The organism is Mycobacterium sp. (genome assembly GCF_046091765.1).
Taxonomy (GTDB): Bacteria; Actinomycetota; Actinomycetes; order Mycobacteriales; family Mycobacteriaceae; genus Mycobacterium.
In genome coordinates this window covers 1-13,592 of the sequence record NZ_JBJTCF010000013.1, presented here as the reverse complement: position 1 = coordinate 13,592, position 13,592 = coordinate 1, and the positions used below count along the sequence as shown (strand labels likewise).

The window sequence follows — 13,592 nt, the reverse complement described above, 5'->3', positions numbered from 1 at the left end:
CAGGCCGTGCAGCACGCCCCAGAAGCCGACCTCCACGAGAAAGGCCTGTCGCGGAACTCCATCGGCGTCTTCGGCAGCGTCATCCTCGGCATCTCCTCGGTCGCACCCGCCTACACCCTGACCGCCATCATCGGCATTCTGGTGACCCAGGCCGGGACCAAGATGGCGGTGGTCATCATCGCCGGCTTCCTGCCGATGTTCTTCGCCGCCTACGCCTACCGCGAGTTCAATAAGGTCGCGCCGGACTGCGGCACCTCGTTCACCTGGACCACCAAGGCTTTCGGTCCCTACATCGGCTGGATCGGCGGATGGGCGGCGATCCTGGCGACCGCGATCGTCCTGTCCAACCTCGCCGGGGTGGCGGTGGAGTTCTTCTACCAGTTCCTCGGTGACCTGTTCCGCAACAAGGCGGTGGGCGCGCTGTGGCAGACCCCGTGGGTCAACGTGCTGACCTGCATCACCTTCCTGGCCATCGCCACCTGGGTGGCCTACCGCGGCATCACCACCACCGAGCGCGTCCAGTACGTGCTGGTGGGTTTTCAGCTGCTGATCCTGCTGACGTTCTCGGTGGTCGCCATCGCCCGGTCATCCTCCACGCCCACCGGCACCCCCTTCAGTTGGGACTGGTTCAGCCCGACCGGCCTGACCATCTCGGCTTTCATCGCCGGGCTGTCCGGTTCGATCTTCGCTTTCTGGGGCTGGGACACCTGTCTGACCGTGAACGAGGAGTCGAAGGGCTCTGATAAGACCCCGGGGCGGGCCGCGCTGCTCACGGTGCTCTCGATTCTGCTGACCTACCTCACCGTGGCGACCGCCAGCCAGATGTTCGCCGGAACCGGGACCGAGGGGATCGGGCTGGGCAACGAGGAGAACGCCGCGAACGTCTTCGGCGAACTCGCCGAGCCGGTCCTCGGACAGCCGTGGCACCTGCTGCTGTTCCTGGCGGTGCTGGCCTCCAGCACGGCGAGTCTGACCACCACCTTCCTACCCTCCTCGCGCACGATGCTCGGTATGGCGAGCTACGGAGCGCTGCCCCCGCGTTTCGCAGCCATTCATCCGCGTTACCTCACCCCCTCCTACGCCACGGTGGCGGCCGGCGTGGTCGCCGGCACCTTCTACACGGTGCTGCACCTGGTCAGCGAGAACGCCCTCACCGACACCATCTACGCGCTGGGCATCATGATCTGCTTCTACTACGGACTGACGGCCTTCGGCTGCATCTGGTTCTTCCGCCGCGAACTGTTCGTCAACCTCAACAGCTTCGCCTTCAAGTTCCTCTTCCCCCTGCTGGGCGGCCTGGGACTGCTGGCCGTGCTGATCATCACCCTGCGCGACAGTGCGTCACCGGAGTACGGCAGCGGGGCGAGCGTCTTCGGTGTCGGTCTGGTCCTGGTCGTCGGGCTCGGTCTGATCCTGCTCGGACTCATCCTGATGATGGTGTGGCGATCGCGGTCGCCGGCTTTTTTCCGGGGCGAGACGCTGCACAAGGACACCCCCATCATCATCGCCGACTAACGACCACCGGTCAGTGGCAGGCGCCGGCCTGCCCCTTGGGGGTCGGCGGCGCGTCGATCGAGGGGTTGCGGTCGAAGAAGCCCGACGGTTTGAGCCAGAACGACACCACATCCACCGACATGATCGGCCACTCCTCGACCCGGGTGATGTGGTGGATACCGAAGACGTACCACAGCACCACGTCGGTGTTCTCCAGTGGCGCGTCGTCTTTGATCCACTCGGTCATGCCGGTGTCGACCTCGGACTGGGTGGGGTAATCGCCGGCCGGCCATCGCTCATCGGGATGGTTCTTGGTCACCCACAGCGTGTGGCCGATCACCGGCGCCCGCAGATACTGCACCGTGGAGGGATCCATCATCGCCGGGAAGCACCCGCCGGGAACGAGCTTGTAGGCGACGTTCGTGCCGTGCTTGTTGACCTTGTTCGGGTTGACGACCTTCCACGCGCGCTGGGTGGACCAGTCGAAGTCGCGGGCCGACTCCGCCTCCGAGGCGATCGTCTTCGAGGTGGTGACCAGCGCCAGTCCGTAGGGGTTGTCTTTGGACACCGGGGGCGCCGAGGAGTCGACCTCCATCACCGTGTTGTCCTCGCCGTCGACGTCGAGATCGAGCCGCGCCACCAGGAAGTGCTGATGGAAGGGCGCGTAGGTGTTCTCATCGACGATGGTGCCGAACGGCGGGGCCTGCTGGCCGTCGGGGTAGGGCGTGGTGACCATGATCCCGGTGGCGCGAATCTCGCACTCGATGTTGCCGTCCTGGTAGAGGCGCCAGTAGACGAGGTACTCGTAATTGGCCACGGTCGCGTGGCAGGAGATCACCATCCGGCGCTGCCGGCGCACCTCCGGGCCGGTCTTGTGGTCGACGTGCTTCCACAGCACCGCGTTGTCCTCCTCGTGCAGACAGATCGCGTTCTTGACCGTGTACGGCTCGCCGGAGGTGTCGGACAGAACCGCGTCGACGTAGGTGATCTCGCCCAGGCAGTCGCAGCCCAGCTCCAGTGAGGTGGTCATCGCGCCCAGGCCCCATTCGCCGATGTCGTAGGCCGTCCTGCGGTAGTGGTCGAAGCTGGGGTCGCGGTAGGGCACCACCATCTCGGCCAGCGAGATCCGGTAGGCGACGTCGCGCCTGGTCCCGTCATCGTCGAAGGCCAGCTGATAGATCACCGGACCCTCCCGGAAGTTGAAGCCCAGCCGCATGCTCCAGTTCTGCCATCTCAGCTCCGAGCCCTCGAGGGTGAACGACGCGCCTTCGGGCTGGGTGATGTGCAGCGGCTTGAGGTCGGTGCGTGGCTCGATCCCGCGCACCGACGGGATGTACTCGCAGTCGACGTTCGGGTGGCCGTGGTCGTAGTCGCGTTCGATCTCCAGCAGTTCGTGGGTGTTCATGTCGACGATCAGCTTCAGGCCGGAGACCGGGTGGCCGTAGGGATTGCCCTCCGGGGTCGCCCGCGCCCACAGGTCGCACCAACCCAGCCGGCGGTCCCGGTACTTCTCGGGCATCAGCGCCTTGGCGAAGGTCCAGGTGTCGATCAGGATGAGGTTGACGTCGGGGAAGCCCCACTCCGCCAGGGCGGCGATGACGTCGGGATGCTTGCGCATCGCTTCGTCGATCTCGTGGAACTCGTCCAGGGTGAAGTTGGGCTGTACGCCGGGGATGTGCTCCACCGACTCGACGGTGCCCTCGCCGAGATCCACGGTGGCCTCGTAGGTCTTGTTCTCCTTGCGGTCCAGCAGCACCGCGAACGCCGTGCGGGTCACCGGCTGACCCGGCCGCCACGCCTTCACGTCCGCTTTGGGCGGCTCCTTGAGTTCGATCGAGGTGAATCGCCACCCGTCGGTGACCGGGCCCTCGCACCGGAGAATCTCGGCGGTCCGCCGGAATTCCTCGGCCGAGAGCGAGTCCAGTGGATGCTGTGCCATCAGCGCACCTCCATGTCGAGCCAGTCGAACCCCTAGTCAACCGTTTACCGGTCGCTGTTGTCTCCGGCATGGGAGAATTCACCCCCGGAACAGGACCGACGGACGGAGAGCCGAACGTGATATCGAACGTCTTCCGCTCTCGCGGGCTCAAGGGCATCTCCGAGATCCGGACCTTCTTCCGAACCAACGAACAGCCGATTTTCTTCATCGGGCCGACCGGGTTCAACCTGCTGGGCATCGACCGGTGGGTCCGCGGGTTCGAGTACATCGTCTACTACGACTCCTGGGACGGCGCCCACCCGCGGGTGTTCACCCCGACCAGCAAGCCCTACGTGGAGTTCAACAGCTCCGAGGAGATCAACAACTACCTGCTGCGCGATGCCGAAGTGCAGCGTTTCATCGAGTCGCGGTGCGAACGACCCGGGGTCCGCCCGATGATCGCAATGGTGTTCTTCGACGAGGAGACCGAGCAGATCTGCGAGGAGCTCGACTACGACCTGATCCTGCCGAAGGACTCGCTGCGCAGGCACCTGGACTCCAAGATCGTCACCACCCGCCTCGGCGAGGAGGCGGGCGCGCCGTCGGTGCCCAACGTCCTCGGGCGCGCCGACAGCTACGAGGAGCTCAGCAAACTGGCGGGTGACGCGGGTCTTGGGTCAGACTTGGTGGTTCAGACTCCCTACGGAGACTCCGGCAAAACGACCTTCTTCATCACCCAGGAAGCCGAGTGGGACCGCAACAGCGAGGACATGGTCGGCCAGGAACTCAAGATCATGAAGCGGATCAACAACCGCGCCGTCGCGGTGGAGGCCGTCAACACCCGCCACGGAACGGTCGTGGGACCGTTCATGACCGATCTGACCGGCTACCCGGAGCTGACCCCCTACCGCGGCGGCTGGTGCGGGAACGACCTGTTCCCCGAGGCCCTCTCCGAGGCCCACCGCACGACCGCGATCGGGCATGTGCGACGCCTCGGTGACCGGCTCCGGCAAGAGGGCTACAAGGGATTCTTCGAGGTCGACGTCCTCGTGGACCTCGACTCCGACGAGGTCTACCTGGGCGAGCTGAATCCGCGGATCTCCGGCGCGTCCTCGATGACCAACGTCACCGCCGGCGCCTACGCCGACATCCCGCTGTTCCTGTTCCACCTGCTGGAGTTCATGGACATCGACTACAAACTCGACGTCGGCGAGATCAACGATCGCTGGCGCGAACTGGCCGCCGTGGACGTATGGGCCCAGCTGATCATGAAGGAGCCCGACGACTCGGTGGAGCGGATCCTGGCCGCTCCGGAGACCGGCCGCTACCGGCTCAACGAGCAGGGCGGACTGACCTTCATCGGCGTCACCAACGACTGGCACGACGTCACCCACGAGGATGAATGTTTCTTCATGCGCGTCTACGGACCCGGCGACTACCGCTTCAAGGGCGCCGACCTGGGAATCCTGGTGACCAAGGGCCGGATGCAGACCGACGAGGGACTGACGAAGCGCTGCCGCGACTACATCGACGGCATCCGGGCGATGTACTCCAGCGAGGTGCTGCCCAATCCCCCGACCCTGACGCCGATCGGCTACGTGAAGTAAGCCGCGTCAAGTAAGCCGCGGCTCAGCTCTGCCCGCGTTCGCGACCCTCGACCACACCGATGGGCCCGGTCGCGTGAGTTCGTTGGCGGCTGGCGCCGGCCAGGCCGGACAGGTGCTGGCCGGCGGCCGCGAAGGCCCGGATGGTGTCGAACAGGTACGCCGGCCACTGCGCGGCCGGCCAGGTGGACATTTTGACCGCGACGGTGCGAGTCGCCCGATCCACCAGCACCATCTGGCCGTGGATTCCCAGGCAGAGTTGAAGATCGCCGAGTGGGCCGGGAACGAACCAGAACTGATTGCGGTACCACCCGCCGGGTAGCTGCGCTTCGGAGTCCGACGCCGAGAACGCGCCGCGGATGTCGGGATCCAACGTGCGGGAGGCACTGAGCCATCGCTGCGGAACGACCGGCGTGCCGGCGACATAGCCGTCCTCGAGAAGCAGTTGCCCGAATCGGGCCATGTCTCGGGCCCGCGCTGAGAGCCCGCCGTCATGAATGGCTGATCCGACGCCGTCACAGGAGATCTCGGCGTCGAACTCCGCTCCCATCGGCTGCCAGATCAACTGCGCGATCAGGTCGGCCATCCGGGTGCGGGCGGCACGTTCGCACACCCAGCCCAGCATGTTGGTGTCCGCGGAGTGGTACACGAACGTCCCGCCGTGCGGGCCCGCAGTCCCCAGCGTGGTCAGGTAGGCATACAGCCCGCCGTCCTCGCCCGGACTCAGCCCCGGCCGCCATCCGATGTAGCGCTCCATGGTGCGCACCTCGGCCTCGGGATTGGTGTACTCCTCGCTGAAGGCGACGCCGGTGCGCATGTCCAGCAGATCGCGAACCGTCGCCCCGCCGTAGCCTGACTCCGCGATTTCCGGCACGTAGGCGCTGACCTGTTGGTCGGTGTCCAGCATCCCGCGGGCGGCGAGCACACCCGCCACGCAGCCGACCACCGACTTGGTCACCGACATCATCAGGTGCGGGGTGTCGGGGGTCATCCCGTTGTCGTAGCTCTCGTACACCACTCGTCCGCCGTGCAGGATGATCGCGGCATCGGTCCAGGTGTCGGCCAGCACCTCAGAGACGCTGCCGGTGGTGCCGTCGACCCGCTGAACCTCGACGGCGTCGGGATCGAACGCCTTCTTGTCGTGAGCGAGCCGAGTGACCGGGCCGCTGCCGCGCGGGATGCGCTGGGTCGGGATGAGTTCCCTTAGGTGCTGGAAGGACCACCGGTTGAACGGTGGGTCCTGCCAGTTCAGCAGGGTCACCCGGAAATCGGGCTCCGACGGGAACCCGCTCATCAGGGGCACGTCGGGCGGCGCCGGCACCGCGGGAGCCGCAGGTGAACTCGACGATCGACGAGGCATGGTCCATGACCCTACCGTTGCCGGGCGGTGGCCCTGGCGGGCATCGCCGAATTACGCCGCGCTGGTCACCCGGTACACGTCGTAGACGCCCTCAACATTGCGTACGGCGTTGAGCAGGTGGCCGAGATGCTTCGGGTCGCCCATCTCGAAGGTGAAGCGGCTCACCGCGATTCGGTCATCAGAGGTGGTCACCGACGCCGAGAGGATGTTGACACGCTCATCGGCCAGCACGCGGGTGACGTCGGAGAGCAGGCGGTGCCGGTCGAGGGCCTCGACCTGGATGGCAACCAGGAAAACCGAGGTCGGCGAGGGTGCCCACTGCACCTCGATGATCCGTTCGGACTGCTGCTGGAGGTCGGTCGCGTTGGTGCAGTCGGTGCGGTGCACGCTGACCCCGCCGCCGCGGGTGACGAATCCCATGATGTTGTCTCCCGGGACCGGAGTGCAGCACTTGGCCAGCTTGGTCAGTGTTCCCGGGGCACCCGGGACCGCGACCCCGTTGTCCTCGGTGCCGCGCTGGCGCACCGGCATCGTTGCCGGGGTGGCGCGCTCGGCCAGTTCGTCCTCGGCGCCCTCGGCGCCGCCGAGTTGAGCCAGTAGGCGCTGCACGACGTGGCGGGCCGAGACGTGACCCTCACCGACCGCGGTGTACAGCGCCGACACGTCGGCGTAGCGCAGTTCCTTGGCCAGCGCCGCCACCGCATCTCCGTTGACCAGGCGCTGCAGCGGAAGCCCGCCGCGGCGAACTTCGCGGGCGATCGCATCCTTGCCGGCCTCGAGCGCCTCCTCGCGACGCTCCTTGGCGAACCACTGGCGGATCTTGGCTTTGGCGCGCGGGGATACCGCAAAGCCCTGCCAGTCGCGCGACGGTCCGGCATTGGGAGCCTTGGAGGTGAAGACCTCCACCACCTCGCCGCTTTCCAGGGTGCGCTCCAGTGCGACCAGCCGCCCGTTCACCCGCGCACCGATGCAGCGGTGACCGACCTCGGTGTGCACCGCGTAGGCGAAGTCGATCGGCGTGGACCCGGCGGGCAGTGTGATCACATCGCCCTTCGGGGTGAACACGAAGATTTCCTTGGTGGCCAGGTCGTAGCGCAGCGACTCGAGGAACTCACCCGGGTCGGCGGCCTCGCGCTGCCAGTCGAGCAGTTGGCGCATCCACGCCATGTCGTCGATCTCGGCTGCGGCCAGCGGATGCGGAACCGCGTTGCGCCCCTTGGCTTCCTTGTAGCGCCAGTGTGCGGCGATGCCGTATTCGGCGGTGCGGTGCATGTCGCTGGTGCGGATCTGCACCTCGAGTGGCTTGCCCTCCGGCCCGACGACCGTGGTGTGCAACGACTGGTAGACCCCGAAGCGGGGCTGGGCGACGTAGTCCTTGAACCGGCCCGGCATCGGTTGCCACAGCGAGTGGACCACACCCATCGCGGCGTAGCAGTCGCGGATCTCGTCACAGAGGATGCGGACCCCGACGAGGTCGTGGATGTCGTCGAAGTCACGGCCCTTGACGATCATCTTCTGATAGATCGACCAGTAGTGCTTGGGTCGGCCTTCGACCACCGCGTGGATCTTCATGCCGCTGAGCGCCGAACCGACCTCTTCGCGAACCTTGGCCAGATAGGTGTCGCGCGACGGTGAGCGGTCGGCGACCAGACGCACGATCTCGTCGTACCGCTTGGGGTGCAGGATCGCGAACGACAGATCCTCCAGCTCCCACTTGACCGTCGCCATGCCGAGGCGGTGCGCCAGCGGTGCGATGACCTCGAGGGTCTCCCGGGCTTTGCGGGCCTGCTTCTCCGGCGGCAGGAAGCGGATCGTGCGCATGTTGTGCAGCCGGTCGGCGACCTTGATCACCAGCACCCGCGGATCGCGGGCCATCGCGATGATCATCTTGCGGATGGTCTCGCCCTCGGCGGCGGTGCCCAGGACCACCCGGTCGAGTTTCGTCACGCCGTCGACGAGATGTCCGACCTCGTCGCCGAAGTCCTCGGTCAGCGCGCCCAGCGAGTAACCGGTGTCCTCCACGGTGTCGTGCAGCAGCGCGGCCACCAGCGTGGTGGTGTCCATTCCGAGCTCGGCGAGGATGGTGGCCACCGCCAGCGGATGGGTGATGTAGGGATCGCCGGACTGGCGCAACTGGGTGGCGTGTTTGGCGTCGGCGACCTCATAGGCGCGCTGCAGGATCGCCAGGTCCGCCTTGGGGTAGACCTCGCGGTGCACGGCGACCAGCGGCTCGAGCACCGGGTTGGTCGCGCTGCGCTGCGCGGTCATCCGGCGCGCCAGGCGAGCCCGGACCCGGCGGGTGGCGCTGGTCGCGGTCTTCGCGGTCTCCGGGGACGGCCCGGGAGCGGGCAGGTGTGCGGCGGGGCGCGACTGGGTGGCCGCGCCGCCCGGCTCATCCGCCATGCTCACCTCCACGCCGCCGATTCCAGGCTGCTGCTCTGAGGATATCGCCTCCGGGCAGGCCTACTGGCTGCGCAGGCTGTGCACGCGCATCGGCTCCAGCCGCCTTCGCCCGCCGAGACCGGCCAGCTCCAGCACCACGGCGGCCTCCGAGACCCGTGCGCCGGCCGCGTCGAGCAGGTCGCGGGCCGCGGCCACCGTGCCACCGGTGGCCAGCACGTCGTCGATGATCGCGATCCGGCGGCCGGCCAAGTCCAGGCCCTGCGCGGGGATCTCCAGGGCCGCCGTGGCGTACTCCAGCGCGTAGTCGCGGCGATGGACCGGCGGCGGTAGCTTTCCGCCCTTGCGGATCGCCAGTACCCCGACCCCCAGCCGGTGCGCGACCGCGCCCCCGAGCAGGAACCCGCGGGCATCGATCCCGGCGATGAGGTCCGCGCCCTCGACGAGGCGGGCCAGCGCCTCGGTGACCACCGCCAGAGCCCGGCCATCGGCGAGAACCGGGGTCAGATCACGGAACAGCACGCCGGGGCTCGGGAAGTCGGGTACCTCGCGGGTCAGGGCGCCGATCACCTCCGCCGGATCATCGCCGGGCCCTACGGCTCCAGGCGCCATCGGTCCATGTTCCAGCCGGCTCCCCACTTGGTGGGGTTGGCCTCGACGGCGAACATCTTCTTGGAGGCCATCACCGTGCGCTGCTGGCGGTACAGCGGCAGGGTGGGCATGTCCGACCAGAGCATCGGCGCCGCGTCGGCCAGCAGCCGGGACTGTTCCTTGGGATCGGTGGTCACCGCCAGCGCTGCGATGATGCCGTCGACCTGCGGGTTGGAGTAGCCCGGCAGATTGTTGCCGTTGCCGGTGTACAGCGCGTAGGCGTCCATGGCTGACGACCCGGTGGAGCCGCTGCCTGCCGCCCCGCCGGTGCTGGCAACCAGCACGTCGATCTGGCCGTCGCGTAAGGCCTGCGGTCCGGTGGACTCGTTGGTGACGTCCTGGACGGCGATGCCCGCCGCCCCGCAGGCGGCGGTGATGGCGGCGACGGTGGCCGCCAGTCTCGGGTTGGGCGCCTGGTAGGCCATCCGCACGGTCAGCGGCGCGCCGGTCAGGGCCGCCCGGGCGGCCTCGGGGTTGGCGACACTGAACTGGCCTGCCTCCGCGGCCGCCTCGGTCGCACCGAAAACGTCGTCTCCGGCCGGATTGAGCCGAGTGTTGGCGATGGGCACCGCGGCGTTGCGCGCGATCACGTCGCGCGGGGTACACAGGGCCACCGCCCGGCGCGCCGCCGGGTTCGACAGCGGTCCCTGCGCGGAAAAGATCAGCTGTTCGACACCGCCCGAGGCGATGTCGGTGCGTTGGTAGTCATCCGGCGTGGTGAGCGTGCCCGAGGAGCCGGTCGCCACGTCGACCACCTGGAAGCTGCCCGCGTTGATCCGGTCCTGGATGTCGACCCGGCGCGGCCAGACGACGACGCGCTTGGTGACCGGCTTGGCGCCCCACCACCGGTCGTTGACCGTCAGCACCACCGCACCCTCGGGCAGAACCGAGTCGATCCGGTAGGGACCCGACGACGGGAATCGTTTGAGGGCTTCGGAGTCCATTCCGGGCCGCAGATCCCAGAGGGTGTTCCAGGCCTCGGCGATGCGTGCGATCGCCGCCGGATCACCGCCCTGGATGGTGGCGGCGACGTCGATCCCCAACTGGTCACCGATCACGTGGGAGGGCATCAGCGAGGTCGCGGTGAACAACTGGGCGTAGTCGACGACGCCGCGATTGGGCAGGAAGTTCACCCGCGCCCTCTTCTGGCCGGGCTGGCACTCGATGCCCGCGACGTCGATGTAGCCCGCGCGGCTGGCGGAGTTGAACCCTGGGTAGCGGCCCGACTGCGCTGCCCAGGTCAGCACCATGTCGTCGCAGGTGATCGGCTTTCCATCGGAGTAGACCGCGCTGTCGGCGATCTGATAGTCGACGACCAGCGGTTCGCGGCCGACCACCGTCATCGACCCGAAGTCGTAGTCGGCGAGCACCTGAGCGTCGGGGCCGTGCAAGCTGAACCCGGAGAGCACCCGAGCGAACGCCTGCGGGCCCGCCGTGGCCGCTCCTGTCACCGTGTTGGTGTTGTACGAGGACAGCGCGCCGTCGACGGCGAAGTTCACCTGGTCGGCCGCTCCCCCCGAGCAGGAGATCAGCGCGGGTGCCACGGCGGCGAGGACCGCCAGGGGGGCGGCCAGAGCGCGGGGACGCCGGAGGACCACCGCGGCCCTACCGCCCTCGCGCGCTGCGCTTGCCGGTGGGGCGGCCCGGCCGCAGCGGGCGGGCGCCGGGCTCGGGGATGGAGATCCCGGGAACGTACTCCGCCTCCCCCGACGTCGAGTCTCCGGAGCCTTTGCGGCGGTTGAGCACCCGGCGGGTGTGGTCGCGCACCACGCCGGTGCGTTCCCGCAGCGTCACCATCAGCGGGGTGGCGAAGAAGATCGAGGAGTAGGTGCCCACCAGCACGCCCACCAGCTGGACCAGCGCGAGGTCCTTGAGCGTGCCGACGCCGAGCAGCCATACCGCCACCACCATCAGCGCCACCACCGGCATGGTCGCGATCAGGCTGGTGTTGATCGAGCGCATGAAGGTCTGGTTGATGGCCAGGTTGGCATGTTCGGCGTAGGTCCGCCGGGTGGTGTGCTCGAAGCCCTTGGTGTTCTCCTCGACCTTGTCGAACACGATGACGGTGTCGTACAGCGAGTAGCCGAGGATGGTCAGCAGGCCGATGACGGTCGCCGGGGTCACCTCGAAGCCCACGAAGGAGTAGACGCCTGCGGTGGTGACCAGGTCGAAACCCAGCGTCGTCAGCGCTGCAGCGGCCATGAACTTCTCGTAGCGCAGCGTGATGTAGATGGTGACCACGACCAGGAACACCGCAAGCGCGATCAGAGCCTTCTGGGTGATCTGCCCACCCCAGGTCTCCGACACCGCCGAGTCGCTGATCGTCTGCTTGCTGGGCTGTCCGTCGATTCCCTTGGGTTGGAATCGTTCGAACAGCGCGTCGCGCAGCGTGGCGGTCTGGTCGTTCGTCAGTGTCTCCGAACGGATCTGCACCGACGCCGTAGAGCCGGTGCCGACCACCACCACCGACTCCGGATTGTTGCCGATGGCCTTGCTGAACGTCTCCTCCACCTGGGTGACGTCGGCGTCGCCGGTCACGCCCGCGCGGGGGAAGGACACCTTGGTGCCGCCCTCGAAGTCGATTCCGAAGGTGAAGCCCTTCAGCAGGATGCTGGCGACCGCGGCTGCCACGACAAGCGCGCTGATCGCGAACCACAGCTTGCGCCGGCCGACCACCTCGAAGGCGCCGGTGCCGGTGTAGAGGCGCGTCAGGATGCCGTGGCGCGGCAGCGGACCGGCAGCCTCGCGATCCTCGGCGGGCGAGGTGGACGTCGCCTCGGATCCCTCGTCGAGGACCTGGGTGTCCGTCTCGGTGTCGTTGGTGTCGGTCATCTAGCGCGCCCCACTCTGTCCGGCTGCAGCAGGGATCTGCCCGGCCGCCCGCCGCTCCCGGGCGATCTGCTGCACCGCACCCAGGCCGTTGAGGGCCGGCTTCGCCAGCAGCGCCGACTTCGACGCAAGGTACAGCAACGGCCAGGTGACCACGAAGACCACCACCGTGTCCAAGATGGAGGTCAAGCCGAGGGTGAACGCGAAGCCCTTGACCTGGCCGACCGCGAGCAGGTAGAGCACCGCCGCCGCGATGAAGCTGACCGCGTTGCCCGACAGAATGGTCTTGCGGGCCCGGACCCAGCCGCGCGGCACCGCTGACCGGAACGAGCGGCCCTCGCGGATCTCGTCCTTGATCCGTTCGAAGAACACCACGAACGAGTCGGCGGTGGTACCGATGCCGATGATCAGGCCGGCGATACCGGCCAGGTCCAGGGTGTAGTTGATGTACCTGCCGAGAAGCACCAGGATGCCGAAGATCATGGCACCGGAGGCGACCAGCGAGAGCATGGTCAGCAGACCCAGCGCCCGGTAGTACAGCAACGAGTACACCAGGACCATCGCCAGACCGATGGCGCCGGCGATCAAGCCGGCCCGCAGCGAGGTCAATCCCAATGTGGCCGAGACGGTTTCCGCCTCGGAAGACTCGAAGGACAACGGTAGCGATCCGTATTTGAGCACGTTGGCCAACTGGCCGGCGGTCTCCGCGGTGAAGGGCGGGTCCCCGCCGCTGATCTCGGTTCGTCCGCCGGGGATGGCTTCGCGGATCACCGGCGCACTGACCACCTTGGAGTCCAGGGTGAACGCAGTCTGGGTGCCGACGTTGGATCCGGTGAAGTCAGCCCACGTGGTGGCGGCCTCGTCCTTGAACTCGAGATAGACCAGATAAGCCGCCTTCTGTTGATCGAAGCCCGAGCTGGCGTCCTTGATCTGATCGCCGGCGATGATGGACTTGTCCAGGATGTAGACCGACTTGTCGTCCTCCGAGCACGTCACCAGAGGCAGGTTCGGATCGTCGTTGCCGGCCAGGAAGTCCTCGCCGCCGCAGGTTCCGGCCACGTATTGGACCGCGAACAGCAGCAGGGTCTGGTTGGTGCTCTGCCGCAGATCCTTCTCGAACTTGATCCGCGCGGCGAGATCCTTGCGGGGGTCCGGCGGCCCGGGCGGCGGGGCCGGCTGGCCCGGTCCCGGCGGCGCGGGCGGCGCCGGGGAGGTGGTCGGCGCAAGCGGATAGGGCCGGGGCTGCGGCGCCGGCGGGCGCGGCTGCTGGCCGACGGCGCCGCCGGAGGGCGGAGCCGGGGCGGGAGCCGGCGCAGGTGCCGGAGCGGGCCGCGGC

Annotated in this window: 9 protein-coding genes; 2 read left to right on the top strand and 7 right to left on the bottom strand. The window is 67.8% G+C overall.

All coding sequences use genetic code 11. The features are described 5' to 3' along the window. The first annotated feature begins 6 nt into the window (after positions 1-6). On the top strand, positions 7-1,515 hold the full coding sequence (locus ACKOB8_RS01315; protein ID WP_526374841.1) for an amino acid permease: 1,509 nt from the start codon (positions 7-9) through the stop codon (positions 1,513-1,515). Between the two features lie 10 nt (positions 1,516-1,525). On the opposite strand, the gene ACKOB8_RS01310 is transcribed toward ACKOB8_RS01315, so the two are convergent. Next, complete coding sequence (locus tag ACKOB8_RS01310; RefSeq protein ID WP_526374839.1) at positions 1,526-3,433, bottom strand: primary-amine oxidase; 1,908 nt, start codon at positions 3,431-3,433, stop codon at positions 1,526-1,528. 116 nt (positions 3,434-3,549) lie between these two features. Here ACKOB8_RS01310 and ACKOB8_RS01305 point away from each other — a divergent pair, with 116 nt between their 5' ends. Then, complete coding sequence (locus tag ACKOB8_RS01305) at positions 3,550-5,019, top strand: biotin carboxylase (RefSeq protein WP_526374837.1); 1,470 nt, start codon at positions 3,550-3,552, stop codon at positions 5,017-5,019. A 22-nt stretch (positions 5,020-5,041) separates the two neighbouring features. On the opposite strand, the gene ACKOB8_RS01300 is transcribed toward ACKOB8_RS01305, so the two are convergent. From ACKOB8_RS01300 to secD, 6 genes are all read right to left on the bottom strand, one after another. Next, entirely contained in the window at positions 5,042-6,310 is a 1,269-nt protein-coding gene (locus ACKOB8_RS01300; protein WP_526374835.1) for a serine hydrolase domain-containing protein, read from the bottom strand. Between the two features lie 117 nt (positions 6,311-6,427). Next, positions 6,428-8,779 carry a RelA/SpoT family protein gene (locus tag ACKOB8_RS01295; RefSeq protein ID WP_526374833.1) on the bottom strand — a complete coding sequence of 784 codons (2,352 nt, stop codon included), beginning with the start codon at positions 8,777-8,779 and terminating at the stop codon, positions 6,428-6,430. A 60-nt stretch (positions 8,780-8,839) separates the two neighbouring features. Then, complete coding sequence (locus ACKOB8_RS01290) at positions 8,840-9,388, bottom strand: adenine phosphoribosyltransferase (RefSeq protein WP_526374831.1); 549 nt, start codon at positions 9,386-9,388, stop codon at positions 8,840-8,842. After that, positions 9,370-11,025: an ABC transporter substrate-binding protein gene (locus ACKOB8_RS01285; protein ID WP_526374829.1), complete on the bottom strand. Its 1,656-nt coding sequence runs from the start codon at positions 11,023-11,025 to the stop codon at positions 9,370-9,372. The genes ACKOB8_RS01290 and ACKOB8_RS01285 overlap by 19 nt, the downstream gene beginning before the upstream one ends. A gap of 7 nt (positions 11,026-11,032) precedes the next feature. After that, positions 11,033-12,259, bottom strand: coding sequence for a protein translocase subunit SecF (gene secF, locus ACKOB8_RS01280; protein WP_526374827.1), 1,227 nt, complete (start codon positions 12,257-12,259; stop codon positions 11,033-11,035). Continuing rightward, on the bottom strand, positions 12,260-13,592 hold a 1,333-nt coding region (secD, locus tag ACKOB8_RS01275; protein ID WP_526374825.1), incomplete at its 5' end, for a protein translocase subunit SecD.

Excerpts from the sequence above, each read along its gene's own strand:
- ACKOB8_RS01310 (WP_526374839.1), bottom strand. The coding sequence starts at position 3,433 with ATGGCACAGCATCCACTGGACTCGCTCTCGGCCGAGGAATTCCGGCGG.
- ACKOB8_RS01300 (WP_526374835.1), bottom strand. The coding sequence starts at position 6,310 with ATGAGCGGGTTCCCGTCGGAGCCCGATTTCCGGGTGACCCTGCTGAAC.
- ACKOB8_RS01295 (WP_526374833.1), bottom strand. The coding sequence starts at position 8,779 with ATGGCGGATGAGCCGGGCGGCGCGGCCACCCAGTCGCGCCCCGCCGCA.
- ACKOB8_RS01290 (WP_526374831.1), bottom strand. The coding sequence starts at position 9,388 with ATGGCGCCTGGAGCCGTAGGGCCCGGCGATGATCCGGCGGAGGTGATC.
- secF (WP_526374827.1), bottom strand. The coding sequence starts at position 12,259 with ATGACCGACACCAACGACACCGAGACGGACACCCAGGTCCTCGACGAG.